This is a genomic window from Marinobacter sp. LM1, from assembly GCF_042763285.1.
Lineage (GTDB): Bacteria > Pseudomonadota > Gammaproteobacteria > Pseudomonadales > Oleiphilaceae > Marinobacter > Marinobacter nauticus.
In genome coordinates this window covers 3,250,014-3,268,640 of record NZ_CP114373.1, presented here as the reverse complement: position 1 = coordinate 3,268,640, position 18,627 = coordinate 3,250,014, and the positions used below count along the sequence as shown (strand labels likewise).

Here is an 18,627-nt window from a genome sequence, read left to right as displayed (position 1 = left end):
TGACCCCGCCGCGTCGAATCACAGTTCGGCCCGAGAACGTATCCACAATATCCAGCCGAATAGAGTCTCGATTCTCTCTATTCAGTCAGTCAAGACGGTTATCAGCGAATGCGTTATCGTAGTCCGATCACTCAGTACGCCCAAGGATCCCTCGGACCCTCTATTTCAGCCTCATCAGTGAACTCATCCGCCTGAGATTAAGCGACAGACAGACCAGATCCCATTCACCCTGCACGGCGTGAAGGCCCCGCAGACTGAACTGTCGGAAGCCCAGAACATGCTTGATCCAGCCGTTGACCGCCTCAACCAGATGCTTGCGCTGAGCGTAAACCGATCGCCCGGTTGCCGTGGCCAGCTTCCCGGCCATCCGGGCGCTGGCCGGATAACGGCTCGCGTCTATCTCTGAACTCTTCTTGCCCTCCCGACGCAGCGAGACATAGCCGTCGATGCTTTTGTCTTCCAGGGTCTGTAGATCTTCTTCTTTACGGTAACCCGCGTCAGCCAGACACTGATCCGGATAGGTTTCCAGAGTGTCTTTTGCCTGATCCAGCAGTGGTATCAGACAGCCATTGTCACTGGGATTATTGCCCAGGTGGTTGGCGACAATCAGCTGGAATTCACCATCCACGGCCAACTGGCCGTTGTAGCATTGCTGGAACCCGTCCGCCGTTTTCATAATCCGGCTTTGCGGATCGGTAAAATTGCTCTGATCCTTGTCATCCGGAACCCCGTAATCCCGCTTGAAGTTCGGGCCCCCGCGAGGTGAGCGCCGATCATCGTCCGGGGACCGACCCCGAGCCTTGTCCCGCTCTTTCTGGTCTGCTTCCAATTTCTCTTTGGCAGCACGAATCTTTTCCAGCCGCGCCTGCCGGTACTGAAGCTCTTCAGGCAGTTCATCACCCCGGTTATCCGGGCCGAACTGTCGGTCTTCCGACTGGTCTGTCTGACGTGCCTGACGACAAAGTGCATCGATCTCTTTCGATAAACGATCGCCTTCCTCGCCCATGCGGCCATAGCTCATGGCCTTATGCTTGCTGGCATTAGCCCGAACCTTGGTGCCATCAATCGCCAGTGTTCCCAGCGTGATCAGCTCCGCTTCCCGGGCAATCCGGACCACCTGAATAAACACGGCCTTGAAGGCAACCAAATGGTGTTTGCGGAAATCACAGATCGTGCGATGCCTGGGGAAGTTGCCTGCCGCCAGAACCCGGAAGGCCACGTCTTCTTCCAGCTTCCGGGCGATCTTGCGTGAAGAGAAAACGCCGGTGGCGTAGGCGTAGATCAAAATCTTCAGCATCATTCGTGGATCGAAGGGCGAGTTGCGTCGGCCGTTGCCCTCGTAGCGGGCATAAAACGCACTTAAATCCAACTCCTCGACGACATCACTGACAAAATAGGCCAGATGCCCCTCAGGCAGCCACTCGTTCAGGCTCGGGGGAAGAAGCAGTTCCTGGCCAGGCGAATACGGGCGGAAAGTGGTTCCCATCAGTCATCCTGTTGCTGAAGAATTTTGATCTATTGTGCCAGAATGTAGCTTCTGCCGCGCAGACTCCTAGGTCCGGGTTGCTCTCACGTCTTAGCTCATAGGACGTGCTGCAGTAGAGTCCATACCCCAAGGTGCCAAGAGCACGAAGTGTGACGTTGCCCCTTTCTGGCCGCACCATTCGCAATGCTAAATCCGCATCGCGTCGATGCAGGTTGGCGGTTGATATGTCTGTAACCAGCTCAACCAACAGGTCGGGGTATTGGGCTCGAAATGCCGGGAGTTCCGGCAGTATGAGTTCGGTGGCGACATTTTCCGCTGTAGCCAGACGCACGTGGCCACTCATCTGCGCTTGGGTGTCTGCGCCTACGGCAAACGCGTGCGCTGCAGCCTCCAAGGCTTCGGCCTTTTCTATCAACTCAGCACCGTCCTCAGTTAACTCGTATCCCGATTGCTGACGTACGAAAAGCGGAAGTTTTAGTGCCGACTCAAGCCGCTCGATGCGACGTGAAAGTGTCGCAATGCCTACATTCAAGTTCTGGGCTGCGGCGCTTAGCGTGCCGCAACGGGCCACTGCCAGAAAGGCGCGGGTGTCATCCCAAACCATGCCCCTCGGCATCTCGTTTCCGATAATGGAAATCCTTTTGCCAAATTTGTTTGTATTTTCCATTTTTCGAGTCTGTCACGATTTAGTTCTAGACATCAAGGAGTCAGACATGGAAAAACGAGTGCTTGGAACAGGCTTCTCCGTTTCATCGATCGGATTAGGGTGCATGGGGATGAGCGAGTTCTATGGGCCCCGTGATGACAGTGAGTCGTTGCGTGTAATGGAAAGGGCGGTGGAGCTCGGCGTTGACTTTTTCGACACCGCCGACATGTATGGGCCACACCACAATGAGGAGCTTATCGGTCGGTTTCTAGCCGGTAGTAAGGCGCCTGTTCACGTCGCGACTAAGTTCGGCATTGTGCGTAATCCTGGCGAATATAAGCGGAGCTTGAAGAACGGTTCCGACTATGCGCGCAGGGCATGCGAAGCCTCTCTTCGTAGGTTAGGAATTGAGCAAATCGATCTGTATTACGTGCATCGCGTCAATCCGGAGGAGCCAATAGAGGAGACGATTGGCGGGCTTGAGAAGCTCATTCAATCAGGGAAAATCGCCCGTATTGGTCTTTGTGAAGTGAGCGCTGAAACCTTACGAAGGGCTCATGCGGTGCACCCGATTACCGCTATTCAGACTGAGTATTCACTTTGGGCTCGAGAGGTAGAGCGCGATGTTCTGCCGACATGCCGTGAGTTGGGTATTGGTTTTGTTCCATACTCCCCCCTGGGCCGAGGTTTTCTGACAGGGCGATTTCAAGACCCTGGAGAGTTCGATCATAACGACTTTCGTGCTCACCTTCCACGGTTTGCGGAAAGAGCAATCGGCGCGAACCGCCGAATTGCCGATGTTATAGCTGAAAAAGCCAAGCTTAAAGGGTGCACGCCAGCTCAACTCTCATTGGCGTGGCTGTTAGCCCAAGGGGACGATATCGTTCCAATCCCTGGTACCAAGCAGTTGCGCTACCTAGAAGAGAATGTCGCAGCAGCAGATGTCAGTCTTTCCGTAGCGGAGCAGCGGGAGCTCGAAACCGCCACTGAGTCACTGCCAGTAGTGGGTGAGCGTTACAGCGAGGAAAGCATGAAGGGGGTGAATGTATGAGTTCTCCAGGCTCTGATCGCCGCACTCAAGCTTTAAATCTACTCGAATCACTCGACCCGGCCGCGCCGGGAAAGGTTGCCGCAAGCCTTGATGAGTTTCACAGCGAGGCTGTAGAAATACTTCTCGGGTTTTCCTTTGCTGATGTAGTGGCGCGTGAGGGGTTATCACTTAGAACACGAGAGATGCTCACTGTCGCCATGTTGTCTGCCGTAGGCACGGCACCAGGCCAATTGGAGTTTCATATGCGCGCAGCGCTGCATATTGGAGTGACGCAAGAGGAAATTGTCGAGATTGTCCTCCGAGTTGCTGTATATGCGGGAATTCCTGCCGCAATGAATGCCATTACAGCGGCAAAATTGGCCTTCAAAGAAGACCGGTTGGGCACACAGTCTCATGGCGCAACGCAGGGAGGTGAGAAAAATGTACGCTAGAACCACAACCTGGCGTGATTGGGTTGCCGTGACCGCACTTGGTATTGGTAGCTTCACAATTGTCACTGCGGAATTGGCACCGATTGGATTGCTCTCCGATATTGGGAACAACCCGGTCTAGGCTATCGACAATAGATATTCTACCGGCTGCGCTTACTTCGACCGCACAAGGAGCGGAACAGCTCTATCGCGCCTTGCTGGAGCAGGGGGCGGCCCCGAACTTGCCCAGTGATATGCCGGAGAGGGACTCCCACGGCTTTAAGGTGGTTGAGCTTGCAGCGTTTTGGGAAGCCTAGAGTCCGGAAATATATCAGATTACTCAGGCAGAACTTGGCGGTAGCGAATGAGTATTACCTGGAGTGGGAGTAGTCTATCAGCGCCTGAACACAACGGCGGAACAATTCAGCCGAGAAAAACCGGTGTTCGCCGGGCTGCTCTGCCACCAGTAGCTGGCCACCGGACTCCTGGAGGCCACATTCAATCATCAGGTTGTCGCTCATCTCGAAGTCTTCAATGCTGTGGCCCAGTTCATCCCGATCGGCTGCGCCCGCGCGTTCACGGTAGTGCCTGCGGTCCATTGTGAATCCGAATGCAGCTTTGCCCTGGCCGATAATGTAGCCGACTTCGAACACCGTGCCCGGGTCCGCACTGATGCCTCGGAAGGGGGTGAGGTTGGCAATGACGGCGTCGCAACTGTCCATCAGTTCGCGGTTGGCCTGGTAGATCCGGTGGCCGCGCGCCGGTTTCGCTTCCTCGTCGGAAAACGTCAGGGCGGTGTCCAGTGGGTCTATGCCTTCATAGCCGGCTTCGCGCAGCAGGCGCTTTTTCTCGGCGACGATAGTGTTGTGTTCTTCGTGTGGGAAAAACACCTCCGGGCCGGCCAGGTAGATGCGTTTGGGTTTTGTCATGGCGAAGTCGTTTCCTGCTTCAGTCCTGGCAATTGCCCAAATCCAAACCGTATTGGACTGGCGATCAATGCTGAGAGGCTGGGTCGTATTCAATTGCTTCCAGTTTTACCCGAAAGCCACAGGCTGCTGCGTATTTGTTGAGCGTTCCCCAGCTTGGGTTGCTACGGCCTCTCTCAAGCCTCGAGATGTTGCTTTTGTTGGTTCCGAGCTTTTTCGCAACGTCTTCCTGAGTAAGGCCTGCTTTAGTCCTCATTGCGATCAACTGGTCGATCAGGCTGAATTCTTCCTGGAGGGCATCGTACTCCTGGTGAACTTCCGGATTTTCGAGTGCCTTTTGTCTGAACTGTTTGAAATTCATGATTTTTTGACCTCCTTTAAACGCTCTTTCGCGAGCTCTAGGTCTTTCTTCGGTATCTTTTGATCCTTTTTTACAAACACGTGCAGGATGATGATCCGTTTGCCCTGCATGTAGCAGAAGATTCCTCTACCTATTCCTTCTTTGGCTTTTGCTCGGATTTCAAACAGCTCACCACCTAAAGACTTTGTGTGCGGCTCTCCAAGGTTGGCCCCGTGCTTCTCCATCAATTCCATCAGCCGAATCATTCTGGCCTGAATCTTTGGCGGCATCTTAGCCAACTCTTCGCCTACTGAGTCGTAGAATTCAATCTCCCAATCCATGGGTGCTCCTTTGCCTTTTTGTTATCATATACGATAACTCTGAGCTTGAACACTATCTTGATAGCCGCCTCAACGAGCCTGAAGCTGTGCCACATAGGCGGTAATAAAAGCATTTTCCTGGAAGACTTTCAGGCCTGTGTCGGCAAAGGTGATGGGCACGGGGTTGGACGCCAGGGTGGATTTGATCAGGGCCGGAGGCACCAGGGTCACGTTCAGCTCAGAGTCGGCAATCAACTGGATGGCGGCTTCCATTTTGAAGCTGATGGCGCCACCGGCAAACTTGCCTTTTTGCATCCGCTCTTTTATCGCGACCGTGGCCACTCCGTATTCGGCCATCAACTCCGCAAAGGTGGCCTGAAACGTTTTCAGGTCGTCCCGGCTGTGGTTTTTCGGTAGCGACAGTTTGCGTACTTTGCAGTCGGGCAGGTTGAATTGGCCCCGGTCCATATTCAGCATACACACCACCGCATCGCTGCCGGTCAGTTCTACTCCGCATACAATCATAATAATGCCCCCTATGCCCCGGTTACTCTCAGCCGCAGCATTTCTTGAATTTGAGTCCGCTACCGCAATTGCAGGCGTCGTTGCGGGAGGGAGATTTTGCTGTGGTGACTGTTCCCGTTTTATTCAGGATAGCCGTGAGCTCGTTGACGGATTCAACGGCGCCTTCGCGGGTATCAACGGAGATGGTTGCGTGAAGCTTCGCCGCGGCCACCTGGGCCTCAACTTCTTTCCTGCGTGCTTCACTGGTAACCACCAGCGTTAGTGGGTACTTCTTGCTGCCGCTCTTTTGGCTGGCGTTTGTCTGAAAGCCGCCGTAAGCCGTGTGGTGCTGGCGGGCATCTTGCCGACCTTTATAGAAAAATTTATCTGACATGCTGATATCCTGAAGGAGAGAATACCCAGGCGACGGCCGGGCGCAATCTTTTAGCACGCTTGCGGAAACAGTGATATAGGGAAAATCGGAAAAGACTAATCAAGGAAGCACCACGTGAATCAAAAAGGCTTACTCACCTCATGGAACGACGCCAAGGGTTTCGGTTTTATCACGCCAGAGAAAGGTGGCGAGCGTCTGTTTGCCCACATCAGCGCCTATCAGGGCCGGGGCAGGCCCTCGGCCAGCCGCAAGGTGGTCTACGCACAGACAAAAGATGAGAAGGGGCGGCTGAGGGCGTCCAGTTTCCAGTACGCTGGCGTGGCGAGACACAGCGTAGCGGTCGCCACGGGCGTTTGGTTTGCTCTGTTGATTGCCGCTGCAGTCGCAGGGGCGGTTTCTGTGTTGTACGTTCAGGGTTATGTGCCAGTGCTGTTGCCGGCGGCCTATGGCGTAATGAGTGTAGTGACCTTCTTGATGTATGCCGTCGACAAGGGGGCAGCTGAGAGCGGCAAGAGGCGTGTCCCTGAGGGGCGGTTGCATCTGTTTGAACTCCTGTGCGGTTGGCCGGGGGCACTGGTGGGCCAGCAATTCTTTCGTCATAAAACCCGAAAGACCTCGTACCAGGTGTCTTTCTGGTTCAATGTCGTCCTCAATCTCGCAGTGCTTTGCTGGTTGTTACTGTGGCCGGGCGCCGAGTTCGTCAGGCAGGCCCTGGAGATCAGGCCGGTTATGCTTCTAAGGTTTTGATGATGCAAAACGTCTGCTCGGACGACGAGCTCTCAACATTGCTGCAGTCCAACCCTGCGGTGCTGCTGCTATATGGCGGGGCAAGTTGTGGCGTCTGCCAGGCTATCAAGCCCCAACTGGAGCGCCTTTCCAGTGAACAATTCCCGAAGCTGGTTACTGCCTACATTGATTGCCAGGCATCAGCCGGTGCGCTGTGTGCGGCTCAGGGTATTTTCTCGCTGCCGGTGGTGCAGTTATGGTTTGAGGGGCAGCGATTTGCGGAATTCGCCAGGGTGTTTTCAATCGGCGAGGTGCGGGTAGCTCTTGAACGGCCATATGGGCTTTTGATCGAGTGCTGAGCCCTCTCTGTACTCGTGGCAGGACCCAAATCTCGCTGTGCGGATTGGCTACGGCTCGCAGATGCCCCTAACAAACACCAGCAGTTCATTATTGGCGGGCATTGCAAAATCGTCCCGGAGTTGCAGGCCAACGGCCTCGGCCAGCTCAGACAGGGCTTCAATATCTCGGATGCCCATGTGGGGTGCTTGGGATTTCAGCGACTGATCAAACGCCTTGTTGCTCTCGCTGGTGTACCCGCCCTTATGCTTGAACGGTCCGTACAGGCAGAACGCACCGTCTTTTTGAAGGCAGGCGCCGACACCTTGAAACATCTTTTCAACTTCCTCCCAGGCCATGATGTGAGCTGTGTTTGCTGAGAATGCCCATCGACAGGCGGACACAGGCCATGGCATTTGGTTTACGTCCAGCTCAAGGATTGGGAGGACGTTGGGCAAGGCGGCCTGTTGCAGTCGGGCAACGGCCAGGTGCGCCGCTCTGGGGTGGTCGGTGGGCTGCCATTTCAGGTGTGGCAGAGCCGCAGCGAAGTGCTCGGCGTGCTGGCCGGTGCCGGTTCCTATTTCCAGGACGGTACCTGGTGCCATAAAGACGTCACGCAGTTTTTCCAGAATGGGGGCTTTGTTGTTTTCGCAGGCCTGGGAGTAAGGCAAGGGGGTGTTCATTTGAGCTCTCCTTCTTCAGGGTGGCACACAGCATGTTGCGTGGTCGGCGATGACTGGTTTTACCAAAGCGTGGCATTCAAGGGTAAACTGCGGGACGTTTTATGTCTGACGAATCTCTGAAAATAAACCATAGGAAATCCAACATGCTAAAAGTGCGAACGCTGTCGCCGGTGCGATCGCCCATTAGTGCAGACAGCGAGCGTCGCGCTGCGGATACCCTGAAACAGATGGCGGAGGCTGGCTCCAGTGCCGGCGGATTGGTCAATCTGTTAGCTGAAACCGACACCCTCAGTAGCTTTGAATGGCCGTGGGCCAATGGCTACGGGACGCTTGAGCACGATAACCTGCCAGCGTTCTTCCAACCCTTCGCATGTTACTCGGTTGCGATGGGTGACGTGTCTTTGCCTTCTGATATCAGCCAACTATTGGTCAACAACGGAGGTGCGATCGAGTGCTGTCGTTTGTACCTTTACGATGACACAGTCGCCTTGCTCCAGCTGGATGTGGCCTTTGAAACCAGCGAATCTGGCCTTGGTGATCTGCTCCGAGGGCATAGCCTGGACGGCGCGCTTTCCAATCTGGCCAAACGGGTCTATGAGCACGCGGTATACCCGGCGTTTCACCAGTACGCACTCGGATTCCGCAAGAGCAGGCGATACAAAGCCTCCGGCGCGGTCTCGTACCTTCGAGATCCGAAGAAGCTTACGGTGTTTCGGGATGTTTCGTTCGATTCGCCGGAAGCGCCAGACACCTATGTGCTGTGGACAGGGCGATACGTGGTGACGCCTCCGAGCACCCTGAACGGTCCGCTTGGAGACAGTCTGCGACTTTGGGCGTCGTATACCGGATCAACGGAGGCTTTGTTGGAGGCCAGACAGTTTGTGGGCTCGGGCAACATCCTGGCGGTTGCGGACGATGCCGAGGCTCAGGCGGACAACTGGCTGCGCGGCCTGTCCGTCTGCCAGCTTTACAATGCCGTGTTGTCGATATACGGCGGTATCCTGAAGTCCAGTTATTCGGAGCTTAACGACTTTGCGGGCTCGCGACACCGCAGTAAAGATTTGCATCGGCTGATGGCCGACATTACGAAGACCTTGGACCATCTGGAATTCACTCGCCTTGAATTCAATGAGGCCATCATCGGGGTTCAGGCTGAGCGAGCCAAGGTGGTCAGAGCTGCGTATGCGGCCTGGAATCTCGGCGAGCTGATTGAGGGTTCCCTGGAGCGCACGAGCTTGATTCGCTCCAAGATCTCCCGCCTGCTGGAGGCACGAAAAAGCCAGCTTGATCGTTCGGTTGAATTGATTCTTGTCGGTATCGGTGGCGTTGCCGTTATTGATCTGTTTATTTCGTTGACGACTGCTTCCCGGAGCCTGGACCGTGATGATATTCCCGGAGTGCTGGATGTGTTTGAGTGGCTCCAGCCGGATGGTTCCATTGCGCTGTCGACGACCATTCTTGTGCTGATCTCGTTCTACATCTATCTCGCCAAGCGTTGATGAAAAGGAGTTTGCCATGTCGGGCAGTGAAAGAATTCGTTTTCTTGTAATTCTGTCAGCAGAACCGGGACAGATCCCTCGGGCGAGTGAGCAGATCGCTCGGCAGCTTTCCCGGAAGTTTGGGGGGGCGACGGTGATGGGGGGGCTGGATAGTTCCTGGCTCGCCGGTTACTGGGCTGAAGATGGCCATGCCTTCAAAGGCGAATACGATGGCGAGGTTCACAAGGAGTCCGTGTTCGCCGTCATGCTGATGGTGCTACCGGAAGACGAGGCCCGGGCCTTTGCTGAAATCCGGAATGCCGTGAGGCAAGCGGTGTCCGATTTTGGCCTGAACAGCCGCCACATTCATGTGGAGGTGAGTTCCGTGCGATCACGGCACTTCGATATTCAGGATCATGAGCCTGACTAAGTGTCTTCGAGCATGATCGCCCATGGCCACCTTCACGGCCAGGGCGTTCAACATCTCTGACCAAGGGCGGGGGTTACTCGGCCTCGACGGTTTCGTTCAGCAGTTCCGGCTTTTTCAGTGCCTTGGTGAACAATTCTTTTTCTTCCGCAATGGCCAGGGCGCACTGTTCTGCCAGCTCTTCAGACAGGCCGCCGACCTTACGTTGCAGGAAGGTGGTAATCTCTTCGGACAGTTCAAGAACCTTGTCCCGGGCATCGGCTTCTGCTTTGGACGAAAACAACATTTTGTCCGGGTTTTTCAGTGCCATGTCCAGTCCGTCCCTCTCGGAATAGTAGAGTGCTTTTACGCCCATGGTATGCCATCGCCTCCGGGGTAATGATGGTTGGTAAGACCGTTAATGAAATCACAGCTTATCACGAATAGTGTATATTTATACAGTATTTTGCTGCGTCATCCTGTCCTCTTTTGCTGTTCCAGCGCCGGACCTGGCCCCCGTATGATGGATTGTCAGACATCAGCTCCGGAGTCCTGAAATGAACGCCAGAACAACCATAGCCGGTACTCAACCCACGCCGCCTCCCAAGACCAAGGCGCCCCTTCCCGAAGTCCGTCAGCCGGATTTTGATCTGGCGGAAGATGTGCCCAAGTACTGGTGGGATAGCGATCCGGCCAAAACGCTGTTGCTGGCGGCCTTGTCGGCGAGTTTTCCGCCCGGTGAGCGGTTTTTTATCGACTCCGTGCGCCATTATCAGAAAGAGATTACAGACCCGGAACTGAAGGCGGCAGTGCGAGCGTTCATCGGCCAGGAGGCGCACCACTCAAAAGAGCACGAGGCCCTGAACGGATACATGCAGGCGCGCGGCATCAACCTCAAACGCCTTGAGCGCGAGGTGATGTGGCTGATGAATGTGCTGCGCAAGCGGCTGAGCCCGGAGCGCCAATTGGCCCATACGGTGGCGGTGGAGCATTTCACGGCACTGATGGCAGAGGAATTCCTCCTGAAATATGACGCTCTGGAAGAGATGGACCCGCGTATGGCCCCCATCTGGGCCTGGCACGCGATTGAGGAATCCGAGCATAAAGCCGTGGCGTTCGACGTGTATAAGACCATCGGAGGCAGCGAGTTTGTCCGGTTGACCGAGATGATGGTGGTGAGCGTGCTGTTTCCAGTCTCCAGCGGTATTCATCTGATTCAACTGATGAAAGAGGACGGCCAGTTGTTCAATCTGAAATCCTGGGCGAACGGTCTCAATTACATGTGGGGCAAGCCAGGTGTATTCCGCAAACTCCTGCCCTCTTACTTCAAGTACTACAGCCCCGGCTTTCATCCATGGAATCACGATGCCCGTGATCTGGTGGAGAAAGCCAAACGGAAGTGGCTCGCTCCGGTGATGAAAAAGGCCGCGTGACGCCTAACACATTTGCTACCATGTCGGACTTTTCACTGGGTTGAGGATCTAAGTCCGGCAAGATGAATGCGCCTTTCACGCTGCGGCCTTACCAACAGGAAGCGGTCGACGCCACGCTGAACCACTTCCGTAAATCGGATGAATCTGCGGTCATTGTGCTGCCGACCGGTGCCGGTAAGAGCCTGGTGATTGCCGAGCTGGCTCGCCTTGCGCGCCGAAAGATCCTGGTGCTGACTCATGTGAAGGAACTGGTGGAGCAGAATCACGCCAAGTATCAGAGTTATGGTTTGTCGGGGGGAATCTTTGCGGCCGGGCTAAAGCGCAAGGAGAACCACCATCAGGTGACCTTTGCCAGCGTGCAGTCGGTGGCGGCGAATCTGGACCAGTTCCGGGATGAATACTCGCTGGTTATTATCGATGAGTGCCACCGGGTGAGTGGCGAGGAAACCAGCCAGTACCAGCGGATCATTGAGCTTTTACGGCAGCAGAATGACTCCCTGAAGGTGCTTGGGCTCACCGCCACTCCCTACCGCCTGGCCATGGGATGGATCTATCGTTACCACTACCGGGGTTTTGTTCGTGGTTCTGATGACGAACAGGACAAGCCTTTCCGGCACTGCATCTACGAATTGCCCCTGAGCTACATGATCAACCGTGGTTACCTCACCCGGCCTGAATTGGTTAACGCCGCCGTGGCCCAATACGATTTCTCCACGCTGACGCAGGACCGTTTTGGCGAATACGCCGAGAAAGACGTCAACCAATTGTTGAGCAAACATCAGCGGGTGACACGTGCCATCATCGAACAGGTGATGGAGATGGCGGCCGAGCGCCAGGGGGTGATGATTTTCGCGGCGACAGTGCAGCACGCGCAGGAAATTGCCGGGTACTTGCCCGAGCAGGAAACCGCCCTGGTGACCGGCGCGACTGATCTGCGAGATCGCGACCAGCTGATCCAGCGCTTCAAACAACGGCAGTTGAAGTACCTGGTGAATGTGTCTGTGCTGACGACCGGGTTTGATGCCCCCCATGTGGACCTGATCGCCATCTTGCGGCCTACTCAGTCTGTAAGCCTGTATCAGCAGATTGTCGGCCGAGGCTTGCGGTTGGATGAGGGGAAACGGGATTGCCTGGTGATTGATTACGCTGGCAATCATGTCAATCTGCATCATCCGGAAGTTGGGGAGCCGAAGCCCAACCCCGACAGTGAACCGGTGCAGGTGTTCTGCCCGGGCTGCGGTTTTGCCAACATCTTCTGGGGCAAAACCGACAGCGACGGGCGTGTCGTTGAGCATTATGGCCGCCGGTGCCAGGGCCTGCTGGAGCCTGCTGACGATGACCGAGGGCGGCCACAGCAATGTGACTACCGGTTCCGCTTCAAGGAGTGCCCACATTGTGGCGCTGAGAACGACATCGCTGCCCGCAACTGCGGGCACTGCCACCAGGCCATTATCGACCCGGATGATCAACTGCGGGATGCCCTGAAGCTTAAGGATGCCATGGTCATCCGTTGCGCCGGGGTTTCGCTTGCCGTAGAAGGCCAAAAACTTCGGATCACTTACCACGGAGAAGACGGGGAGGAACTCCGGGAGTCGTTTGATTTCAGCAAGCCCGCCCAGCGAGCCGTGTTCAACAAGCTGTTTGGACGACGATTTGCCAATGGTCAGGCTCCGAAAGTCTTTGCCCGGGCAAATGAGGTGCTGGAGATGCAGGTACTGTTACCCGCGCCGGATTTCGTGATTGCTCGCAAGCAGAAGCACTACTGGCAGGTGCAGGAGCGGGTTTTTGATTATCAGGGGCAGTATCGTAAGGCGTATTGACTGGCTAAACGATGCTCGGGTGGCGCATTGGATGCCATCTGGTCTATCGCCCTGTATGATTCGGACATAATCTCTCGTCAGCTTTCAAGCGGTGTTTACTCGGATCATGTCGGTAACCCTTCGAACCACAGTGCTCGTGCTGCTCCTGCTTGTAGCGGGGTTAGGGCATGCCAAGATCTACAAATGGGTAGATGAGCACGGCAAGGTGCACTTCAGCGACCGCCAGGACCATAGCGTTAAGCAGGAAGTGGTTAACGTGAAGCCCAGGGCCTCGAAGTGGTCGCGTTTTGATATCCGCATTGAAACGGTCGATCTGGAGCTGACTGCCGAGGAAAACCAGCAGATTGTCGATGGCGTGAACCATGTTTACGAGTTTTTCGACCGCGTGCTGTCTTTCGATATGTACCGGACGGTGCCGGTTAATATTCTGATTTTCAAGGATATGGTCAGTTACCGGAACTACCTGATTCAACGGGACAGGGGCTGGGCGGTTGCATCCTACGGTTTGTACATGCCATCTGAGCATCAGATCGTGGTTTATATTCAGGAGGACAGGGAACGCACCTTCAGAACCATCAAGCATGAGGTCAGTCATGCGGTTGTCGATACCATCGTCCCCTATGCTCCCGCCTGGTTGAACGAGGGGCTTGCCGAGCAGATGGAGATGCTGGAACGGGATGATTCCGGCTTGTATTTCGAGAGCCACCCGGAAAACCGATGGATTGTCGCTAAAGCCCGTGAGCAGGGGCGGTTAACCGGCATCGACCAATTCCTGAAACTGCCCAGCAATAAGTGGCGACACTCCGATATGTCTGGTAGCGGCAGCGTGCGTGCCCAGGCTGGCCAGTTTGTCTATTTCCTGCTTGCCAAGCCCACGCGCCGCAGTTTTCTGGTGCGGCTGATGCATAACTTCAACCGAGGTGACCGCACACTCTCGTATTACCTGGTAGACGACAACTACATCGGCGGGGTCAACATGCTGGGCCTGGACTGGCGACGCTGGCTGCATGCCCAGGGTGAGGGCTCGGTGCGGTTTGCGTTCTGACACTTTAGGCGGGGGCGTTGTTGTGAAGGTTTTCAAATCATTGGTGATTGCCGGAGTACTTGCGCTGTCGGGTTGCACCAACGTGATCGGGGACGTGCCCCGTTCCATTCATCTATCCTCGTCTGCCGGGCAGGAAGCAGGGGAGCTGTTGTCGGTTGCCCGCGATTTCTTCACCGGCTCGGGGTATCAGTGTCATGCCGATCAGCCTGCGGACAGCCTGCGTTGCAGCCGACCACTCCGGGACCTGTACATTCATCAAACCACGGCAGTGGTCCGCATTTATTCAGACGATGACGCCACCCCTGAGGTGACACTGGTGGCAACGCGCTGGGATGAGGGGCTGATTCCCAGCGAGTTTATCTCGGACGAATTCCACAACCCGGATGTCGAGGCGTTTTGTGAGTACGTGAAGGCGCAGGCTTTGGGAGTGTGTCAAACCGTCTCGAGCTAGGGCCTGCCATTGTCAGGGGGGCAGAACCGAAAACCAATGGCGGCAACAATCGGATGGAAACCATTGTCGAAGTCGGTTTTACTCATCGCTACGACCATGATTAAAAGGGTGATGAGATGTCCCGCTCCCCGGAACAGGATAGCGATTGGACGACAGGCGTCGGCGACTCTGCGGCAGGGGAGAGTGCACGGGTAGCCAGGCTGGTCAGGGTGGCACAGCACATCGAGATGCACGCCGATGAAGCACTCACGCTCTCGAGCCTGGCGAAGGTGGCCGCTCTGTCACCGTCCCGTTTACAGAAACAGTTCAAGGCGGCGTTTGGTGTCTCTCCAAAAGCCTATCAGGATGCCGTCCGTATGCGGCGCTTCAAGCAATCCCTGAAAGACGGGCGTAAAGTGACGGACGCGATATTCGCCTCCGGGTTTGGTTCGGTAAGTCGTGTCTACGGTGAAGCGAACCGTAGCATCGGTATGCCGCCCAGGACCTATCGGGCCGGTGGTGCGGGTGAAGTCATCGTCTATGCCGGCCGAACCACCGCACTGGGGCTGATGATGATGGCGGCCACGGATAGGGGTGTTTGCTTTGTGGAATTCGGTGACGATGAAGCGTCGCTGGTGGGCCGATTGAGGTCGGAATTTCCTAAGGCTGAGCTGACCGCCTCACCAGCCCGGAACGCCCCGGAACTTGATGCCTGGATGGAAGCCCTGGATCAGCATATCAGTGCGGGAGCCCCACGGCCGGATTTGCCGTTGGATATGCGAGGCACCGCGTTTCAGGTAAAAGTCTGGCAGTTTCTGTTGAGTATCCGCGAGGGCGATGTCCTGAGCTACAGCGAGGTGGCCGCGAAGATCGACAAGCCCAGGGCGGTGCGGGCCGTGGCGTCAGCTTGTGGCAAGAACCGGATTGGTGTGTTGATTCCCTGCCATCGTGTATTGCGGGGCGATGGCGGGCTTGGCGGTTATCGCTGGGGATTGGAGCGAAAGCGGGCGTTGTTGGAGGCAGAGCGGAGAAGTGTGACGAGGGAATAAACGATCCCAAAATGCTCCGACAGCAATTTTTTCCTGTTTCAGTTATACTGGAGCACTTATATTGGCGAATAAGCCAATAGCGAACCGGGGAAATATCATGAGCAAGAAAGTCGTAAAAGCTGTTTTAACGTCTGCTGAGATTGAAGAGCAGACAGCTGCCTTTTTAAAGTCCGGTGGGCGTGTTGAATATGTGGTTAAAGGTAAAAGCGCACAATTAACTGCTGCCGGCCCTAAACAGATTAATCTGAAGAGTAATTAAGAGTTTTCGATAGCGGGATGGGCTGGGGAACATAAATCTGGCCGGATCTGAGCAATAAAAAAGGCAGCCGAGGCTGCCTTTTTTACGTATTGGCCGTTAGTTACAGGCCAATAACGTTCTCAGCTTGCGGGCCTTTCTGGCCTTCAGTCACGGTGAATTCCACTTCCTGGCCTTCGGCCAGAGTTTTGAATCCGCCACCCTGAATCGAGCTGTAATGAACGAAAACGTCTGCGCCGTTTTCACGAGTAATAAAGCCAAAACCTTTTGCTTCATTGAAGAACTTAACGTTGCCTTTGATAGTAGACATAATCATTATCCTGATTTTAATCAATTGGTTGCCGTCAGCAGGTCGTTGTGACCTCTAATCAGCGATAGGCGGGAAACAAAAAACGCGCAGGATCAAAAACAGGACAGTAGGTTTGACAACACAAAAGGTCTTATTCGTGAAATGCTTTGCTAAATCTTTCCAACGAAATAGACAGTACGCTAAATAACAGGCGTTGCATAGAAAAGTTTTCAGAAACGGGAAAATACCTATTTCTGGAATTATTTCTCGAGTTTGCCATCGATCTTAAACCTTGCCATAAAATATCGTAACCATTAGTTGCCATCTTGGGGGCTACACTCTACTCAATCATGGATCTGATATGAGGCATAGCTGCGGTTATGAGTCACAACGAGGAAAGCCCGGGTGTCGGGTCGGGTTCTGGCGAACAGGACTCAACAACGGCCCTGATTGAAGCCATCAATATCCGCAGCATGTCGTTGATTGTGCTGACCAGCATCGCCTCCCTGTATTTTATCGACTGGGCCCAGCCTGTTCTGCTGCCGCTTGTGGTCGCAGTTCTGATCAGTTACGCCCTGGATCCGTTGGTGGCGACACTGGATCGGATTCACATACCCCGTCCATTGGGTGCAGCTCTGGTTCTTTGCGCACTGATAGCGATTCTGGCGGCGGCAAGTGTGCCACTCAAGCAGGAAGCCATGGCCATGCTGGACAAGATTCCCCAGGCCATCAAGGAGCTTCAGCGTGAAGATGCGTCTGCGTCCGAGGATGAAGAAAGCATCATGGAAAAAGCCCAGATTGCCGCCAAGCAGATTGAGGAAACCGCCGAGAAAAGCCAGGAGGAACCGGCTGTTCAGGCCGGCGTGACACCCGTACGGGTGGTGGATGAGCCGATGGACGTTCGTGACTATGTCATCCGCAATTCGCCGGCCACAATAGTTCTTATTTCCCAGATGTTTTCTGTGCTTCTACTGGTGTTTTTCCTGCTTTCCGTCGGCAAGCTATACCGGCGTAAGATCGTTAGAATATCCGGCCCGTCGTTCCGGCGTATGCGCAAGGCGGCACGAATTATGAACGAGCTGCATCACCAGGTACGCCGGTTCCTTTTTGTCATGGTCATCAGTGCGCTTTTTGTCGGCATTCTCACCTGGCTGGCATTCCTGCTATTAGGAGTTGAGCAAGCGGCTTTGTGGGGCGTGGTGGCTGGTATTGCCAGTGGTGTGCCGTATCTGGGGCCTTTCCTGGTTCTGGTCGGCTCTGGGGTGGCCGCATTTCTGCAGTTCGGCGAGCTCAATACTGCCGTGATTGTTGCGCTTACATCGCTGGTCATCACCAGTATTCAGGGGAATCTGCTGATGCCGTGGCTGACGAGTTACGTCTCCAGTTTGAATGCCGTCGCCATTTTTATCGGGTTGTTGTTCTGGGGTTGGTTGTGGGGGCCAGTGGGCTTGATTGTGGCTACGCCCATTCTCATGATCGCAAAATCCGTGTGCGATTATGTGGTGAACTTTCGTCCGGTAGGAGAGTTGTTGGGTAAATGATTCGGGTGTGACCACAGCTTCAATCCTTGATGACTTCTCGCTCGAATCGGCCAAGCACGACCACGATAATCAATGAAAGCACCGTCACCATGCTGGCAAGGGCCAGGGTGCCAAGGCCGCAGGCTACGCCAATGGCGCCGGATACCCAGATGGAGGCTCCCGTGGTAATGCCCTGAACATTGCCGCGGCTCTGGATGATACTGCCGGCGCCCAGAAAGCCAATGCCGCCAATCACGCCTTCGACAATGCGTGTGGGGTCAATTCGGGCGGAAGGGTCGCCTTCCGCCGTGGCGAGCAAAATGTGCATGCCCATCATGATGAATGCGGATGCCCCCACGGAGACGAGCATGTGCGATCGCAGTCCCGCTGGCTTCCCTCGTAGTTCACGTTCAAGCCCAAGCACCAGTGCCAGGCCAGCCGCCATAAGCAGTCGAATGACCATGTCCATTAAGGGGATTTCGCTTTCCAGCACAGATCGTCTCCTGGTCTTTCAGTTTTGTTTGTATCTGCTCACGCAGATTAGCAGGTAAGGCCGGGATCGTCCTTTTATGAGGTTACTGCCGGCACGGTTCCGTGCCATATTGGCAATTCCATATCCTCGGGATCTTCGTTGGGGCCACCGGTCCGGCTCTTGAATGAGCCTTCCTCAATCGGTATCCGGAACAGCGCGGTTGCCCGGCGCTCCTTCTGGTTCGGTGCCCGTACCTGCTCCCAACGTCCTGGCTCAATCTGGTTGATGATGGCCCGGAATGCGGCGTCGAATTCTGCAGAGTCTTCCACGAGCTGTGCGCAGCCGAACAACACCAGAGATTCGTAGTTGGCGCTGTGGTGGTACGCAGACTTGGTCAAAACCCATTCATTGGTGACGGCAAACGAGATGCAAAGGAGTTGGCCCGAGCCGAGGCGTTTTGACAACCGGCCTCCATTAAGAGTGTGAACGTACAGGTGGTCATCCATTCGCCAGGCGGTAATCGGGATGATGCGGGGCTCGCCGTCCTCCACAAAGCCCAGGTGCGCGGTTTTGAGTCGGTCAAATCAGCGTATAGGCAACCTGGCGG

25 protein-coding genes are annotated in these 18,627 nt (G+C 55.2%); 13 read left to right on the top strand and 12 right to left on the bottom strand.

All coding sequences use genetic code 11. The features are described 5' to 3' along the window. Window positions 1-160: 160 nt before the first annotated feature. On the bottom strand, window positions 161-1,486 hold the full coding sequence (locus OZ656_RS15320; RefSeq protein WP_075196030.1) for an IS1182 family transposase: 1,326 nt from the start codon (window positions 1,484-1,486) through the stop codon (window positions 161-163). Next, on the bottom strand, window positions 1,410-2,153 hold the full coding sequence (locus tag OZ656_RS15315; RefSeq protein WP_379944704.1) for a LysR family transcriptional regulator: 744 nt from the start codon (window positions 2,151-2,153) through the stop codon (window positions 1,410-1,412). Before OZ656_RS15315 ends, OZ656_RS15320 begins: the two co-directional genes overlap by 77 nt. Window positions 2,154-2,199: 46 nt before the next feature. Between OZ656_RS15315 and OZ656_RS15310 the strand changes: the two genes are divergently transcribed. Both OZ656_RS15310 and OZ656_RS15305 read left to right on the top strand, forming a co-directional pair. Next, a complete protein-coding gene (locus OZ656_RS15310) occupies window positions 2,200-3,183 on the top strand; it encodes an aldo/keto reductase (RefSeq protein WP_379944703.1) in 984 nt (327 codons plus the stop codon). Next, window positions 3,180-3,614, top strand: a complete 435-nt coding sequence (locus tag OZ656_RS15305; protein ID WP_278351430.1) for a carboxymuconolactone decarboxylase family protein — start codon at window positions 3,180-3,182, stop codon at window positions 3,612-3,614. Before OZ656_RS15310 ends, OZ656_RS15305 begins: the two co-directional genes overlap by 4 nt. Before the next feature lie 350 nt (window positions 3,615-3,964). On the opposite strand, the gene OZ656_RS15300 is transcribed toward OZ656_RS15305, so the two are convergent. The 5 genes from OZ656_RS15300 to OZ656_RS15280 form a co-directional block, all read right to left on the bottom strand. Next, complete coding sequence (locus OZ656_RS15300; RefSeq protein ID WP_278351429.1) at window positions 3,965-4,522, bottom strand: nucleoside 2-deoxyribosyltransferase; 558 nt, start codon at window positions 4,520-4,522, stop codon at window positions 3,965-3,967. A 64-nt stretch (window positions 4,523-4,586) separates the two neighbouring features. Continuing rightward, the gene (locus OZ656_RS15295) at window positions 4,587-4,880 is read right to left on the bottom strand and encodes a helix-turn-helix domain-containing protein (protein WP_022992835.1); all 294 of its coding nucleotides are present in this window, start codon (window positions 4,878-4,880) and stop codon (window positions 4,587-4,589) included. Beyond that, a complete protein-coding gene (locus OZ656_RS15290; protein WP_022992834.1) occupies window positions 4,877-5,200 on the bottom strand; it encodes a type II toxin-antitoxin system RelE/ParE family toxin in 324 nt (107 codons plus the stop codon). The genes OZ656_RS15295 and OZ656_RS15290 overlap by 4 nt, the downstream gene beginning before the upstream one ends. Window positions 5,201-5,269: 69 nt before the next feature. Beyond that, window positions 5,270-5,704: a DUF3010 family protein gene (locus OZ656_RS15285; protein WP_023008506.1), complete on the bottom strand. Its 435-nt coding sequence runs from the start codon at window positions 5,702-5,704 to the stop codon at window positions 5,270-5,272. 28 nt (window positions 5,705-5,732) lie between these two features. Further along, complete coding sequence (locus OZ656_RS15280) at window positions 5,733-6,077, bottom strand: PBPRA1643 family SWIM/SEC-C metal-binding motif protein (RefSeq protein ID WP_278351428.1); 345 nt, start codon at window positions 6,075-6,077, stop codon at window positions 5,733-5,735. Window positions 6,078-6,191: 114 nt separating this feature from the next. Here OZ656_RS15280 and OZ656_RS15275 point away from each other — a divergent pair, with 114 nt between their 5' ends. Together OZ656_RS15275 and OZ656_RS15270 are read left to right on the top strand one after the other, a co-directional pair. Beyond that, the gene (locus OZ656_RS15275; protein ID WP_022992831.1) at window positions 6,192-6,824 is read left to right on the top strand and encodes a cold shock and DUF1294 domain-containing protein; all 633 of its coding nucleotides are present in this window, start codon (window positions 6,192-6,194) and stop codon (window positions 6,822-6,824) included. After that, entirely contained in the window at window positions 6,824-7,162 is a 339-nt protein-coding gene (locus OZ656_RS15270) for a co-chaperone YbbN (protein ID WP_022992830.1), read from the top strand. The genes OZ656_RS15275 and OZ656_RS15270 overlap by 1 nt, the downstream gene beginning before the upstream one ends. Window positions 7,163-7,210: 48 nt before the next feature. Here OZ656_RS15270 and OZ656_RS15265 read toward each other — a convergent pair whose 3' ends face one another. After that, a complete protein-coding gene (locus OZ656_RS15265) occupies window positions 7,211-7,822 on the bottom strand; it encodes a DUF938 domain-containing protein (protein WP_199452413.1) in 612 nt (203 codons plus the stop codon). 143 nt (window positions 7,823-7,965) lie between these two features. Between OZ656_RS15265 and OZ656_RS15260 the strand changes: the two genes are divergently transcribed. Together OZ656_RS15260 and OZ656_RS15255 are read left to right on the top strand one after the other, a co-directional pair. Continuing rightward, entirely contained in the window at window positions 7,966-9,321 is a 1,356-nt protein-coding gene (locus OZ656_RS15260; protein ID WP_199452412.1) for a hypothetical protein, read from the top strand. A 16-nt stretch (window positions 9,322-9,337) separates the two neighbouring features. After that, window positions 9,338-9,730: a hypothetical protein gene (locus tag OZ656_RS15255; protein WP_199452411.1), complete on the top strand. Its 393-nt coding sequence runs from the start codon at window positions 9,338-9,340 to the stop codon at window positions 9,728-9,730. A 73-nt stretch (window positions 9,731-9,803) separates the two neighbouring features. Here OZ656_RS15255 and OZ656_RS15250 read toward each other — a convergent pair whose 3' ends face one another. Beyond that, a complete protein-coding gene (locus tag OZ656_RS15250) occupies window positions 9,804-10,082 on the bottom strand; it encodes a YebG family protein (RefSeq protein WP_022992826.1) in 279 nt (92 codons plus the stop codon). Window positions 10,083-10,263: 181 nt separating this feature from the next. Here OZ656_RS15250 and OZ656_RS15245 point away from each other — a divergent pair, with 181 nt between their 5' ends. From OZ656_RS15245 to OZ656_RS15220, 6 genes are all read left to right on the top strand, one after another. Continuing rightward, a complete protein-coding gene (locus OZ656_RS15245; protein WP_199452410.1) occupies window positions 10,264-11,139 on the top strand; it encodes a metal-dependent hydrolase in 876 nt (291 codons plus the stop codon). A 62-nt stretch (window positions 11,140-11,201) separates the two neighbouring features. Continuing rightward, a complete protein-coding gene (locus tag OZ656_RS15240; RefSeq protein WP_023008502.1) occupies window positions 11,202-12,959 on the top strand; it encodes a DEAD/DEAH box helicase in 1,758 nt (585 codons plus the stop codon). 106 nt (window positions 12,960-13,065) lie between these two features. Next, complete coding sequence (locus tag OZ656_RS15235; RefSeq protein WP_023008501.1) at window positions 13,066-14,004, top strand: DUF4124 domain-containing protein; 939 nt, start codon at window positions 13,066-13,068, stop codon at window positions 14,002-14,004. Window positions 14,005-14,026: 22 nt separating this feature from the next. Further along, window positions 14,027-14,455 (top strand): hypothetical protein, encoded by a 429-nt coding sequence (locus OZ656_RS15230; protein ID WP_023008500.1) that lies wholly within the window; start codon window positions 14,027-14,029, stop codon window positions 14,453-14,455. Window positions 14,456-14,571: 116 nt separating this feature from the next. Beyond that, window positions 14,572-15,483, top strand: a complete 912-nt coding sequence (locus OZ656_RS15225) for a bifunctional transcriptional activator/DNA repair enzyme AdaA (RefSeq protein ID WP_199452408.1) — start codon at window positions 14,572-14,574, stop codon at window positions 15,481-15,483. 97 nt (window positions 15,484-15,580) lie between these two features. Continuing rightward, window positions 15,581-15,742 (top strand): hypothetical protein, encoded by a 162-nt coding sequence (locus OZ656_RS15220; RefSeq protein WP_023008498.1) that lies wholly within the window; start codon window positions 15,581-15,583, stop codon window positions 15,740-15,742. Between the two features lie 100 nt (window positions 15,743-15,842). On the opposite strand, the gene OZ656_RS15215 is transcribed toward OZ656_RS15220, so the two are convergent. Beyond that, on the bottom strand, window positions 15,843-16,049 hold the full coding sequence (locus OZ656_RS15215; protein WP_011786397.1) for a cold-shock protein: 207 nt from the start codon (window positions 16,047-16,049) through the stop codon (window positions 15,843-15,845). A 359-nt stretch (window positions 16,050-16,408) separates the two neighbouring features. On the opposite strand from OZ656_RS15215, the gene OZ656_RS15210 reads away from it, so the two are divergent. Next, window positions 16,409-17,569 (top strand): AI-2E family transporter, encoded by a 1,161-nt coding sequence (locus tag OZ656_RS15210; protein ID WP_023011206.1) that lies wholly within the window; start codon window positions 16,409-16,411, stop codon window positions 17,567-17,569. 19 nt (window positions 17,570-17,588) lie between these two features. On the opposite strand, the gene OZ656_RS15205 is transcribed toward OZ656_RS15210, so the two are convergent. Together OZ656_RS15205 and OZ656_RS15200 are read right to left on the bottom strand one after the other, a co-directional pair. After that, window positions 17,589-18,041, bottom strand: coding sequence for an MgtC/SapB family protein (locus OZ656_RS15205; RefSeq protein ID WP_011786395.1), 453 nt, complete (start codon window positions 18,039-18,041; stop codon window positions 17,589-17,591). Between the two features lie 74 nt (window positions 18,042-18,115). Then, the gene (locus tag OZ656_RS15200; RefSeq protein WP_286715653.1) at window positions 18,116-18,571 is read right to left on the bottom strand and encodes a pyridoxamine 5'-phosphate oxidase family protein; all 456 of its coding nucleotides are present in this window, start codon (window positions 18,569-18,571) and stop codon (window positions 18,116-18,118) included. Window positions 18,572-18,627: the final 56 nt, after the last annotated feature.

Bases quoted from the DNA above. Each gene is read 5' to 3' on its own strand.
- OZ656_RS15265 (WP_199452413.1), bottom strand. From the start codon at position 7,822: ATGAACACCCCCTTGCCTTACTCCCAGGCCTGCGAAAACAACAAAGCC.
- OZ656_RS15220 (WP_023008498.1), top strand. From the start codon at position 15,581: ATGAGCAAGAAAGTCGTAAAAGCTGTTTTAACGTCTGCTGAGATTGAA.
- OZ656_RS15235 (WP_023008501.1), top strand. From the start codon at position 13,066: ATGTCGGTAACCCTTCGAACCACAGTGCTCGTGCTGCTCCTGCTTGTA.
- OZ656_RS15215 (WP_011786397.1), bottom strand. From the start codon at position 16,049: ATGTCTACTATCAAAGGCAACGTTAAGTTCTTCAATGAAGCAAAAGGT.
- OZ656_RS15285 (WP_023008506.1), bottom strand. From the start codon at position 5,704: ATGATTGTATGCGGAGTAGAACTGACCGGCAGCGATGCGGTGGTGTGT.
- OZ656_RS15300 (WP_278351429.1), bottom strand. From the start codon at position 4,522: ATGACAAAACCCAAACGCATCTACCTGGCCGGCCCGGAGGTGTTTTTC.
- OZ656_RS15280 (WP_278351428.1), bottom strand. From the start codon at position 6,077: ATGTCAGATAAATTTTTCTATAAAGGTCGGCAAGATGCCCGCCAGCAC.
- OZ656_RS15315 (WP_379944704.1), bottom strand. From the start codon at position 2,153: ATGGAAAATACAAACAAATTTGGCAAAAGGATTTCCATTATCGGAAAC.
- OZ656_RS15250 (WP_022992826.1), bottom strand. From the start codon at position 10,082: ATGGGCGTAAAAGCACTCTACTATTCCGAGAGGGACGGACTGGACATG.
- OZ656_RS15320 (WP_075196030.1), bottom strand. From the start codon at position 1,486: ATGGGAACCACTTTCCGCCCGTATTCGCCTGGCCAGGAACTGCTTCTT.
- OZ656_RS15310 (WP_379944703.1), top strand. From the start codon at position 2,200: ATGGAAAAACGAGTGCTTGGAACAGGCTTCTCCGTTTCATCGATCGGA.
- OZ656_RS15225 (WP_199452408.1), top strand. From the start codon at position 14,572: ATGTCCCGCTCCCCGGAACAGGATAGCGATTGGACGACAGGCGTCGGC.
- OZ656_RS15260 (WP_199452412.1), top strand. From the start codon at position 7,966: ATGCTAAAAGTGCGAACGCTGTCGCCGGTGCGATCGCCCATTAGTGCA.
- OZ656_RS15270 (WP_022992830.1), top strand. From the start codon at position 6,824: ATGATGCAAAACGTCTGCTCGGACGACGAGCTCTCAACATTGCTGCAG.
- OZ656_RS15290 (WP_022992834.1), bottom strand. From the start codon at position 5,200: ATGGATTGGGAGATTGAATTCTACGACTCAGTAGGCGAAGAGTTGGCT.
- OZ656_RS15255 (WP_199452411.1), top strand. From the start codon at position 9,338: ATGTCGGGCAGTGAAAGAATTCGTTTTCTTGTAATTCTGTCAGCAGAA.
- OZ656_RS15295 (WP_022992835.1), bottom strand. From the start codon at position 4,880: ATGAATTTCAAACAGTTCAGACAAAAGGCACTCGAAAATCCGGAAGTT.
- OZ656_RS15210 (WP_023011206.1), top strand. From the start codon at position 16,409: ATGAGTCACAACGAGGAAAGCCCGGGTGTCGGGTCGGGTTCTGGCGAA.
- OZ656_RS15305 (WP_278351430.1), top strand. From the start codon at position 3,180: ATGAGTTCTCCAGGCTCTGATCGCCGCACTCAAGCTTTAAATCTACTC.
- OZ656_RS15245 (WP_199452410.1), top strand. From the start codon at position 10,264: ATGAACGCCAGAACAACCATAGCCGGTACTCAACCCACGCCGCCTCCC.
- OZ656_RS15240 (WP_023008502.1), top strand. From the start codon at position 11,202: ATGAATGCGCCTTTCACGCTGCGGCCTTACCAACAGGAAGCGGTCGAC.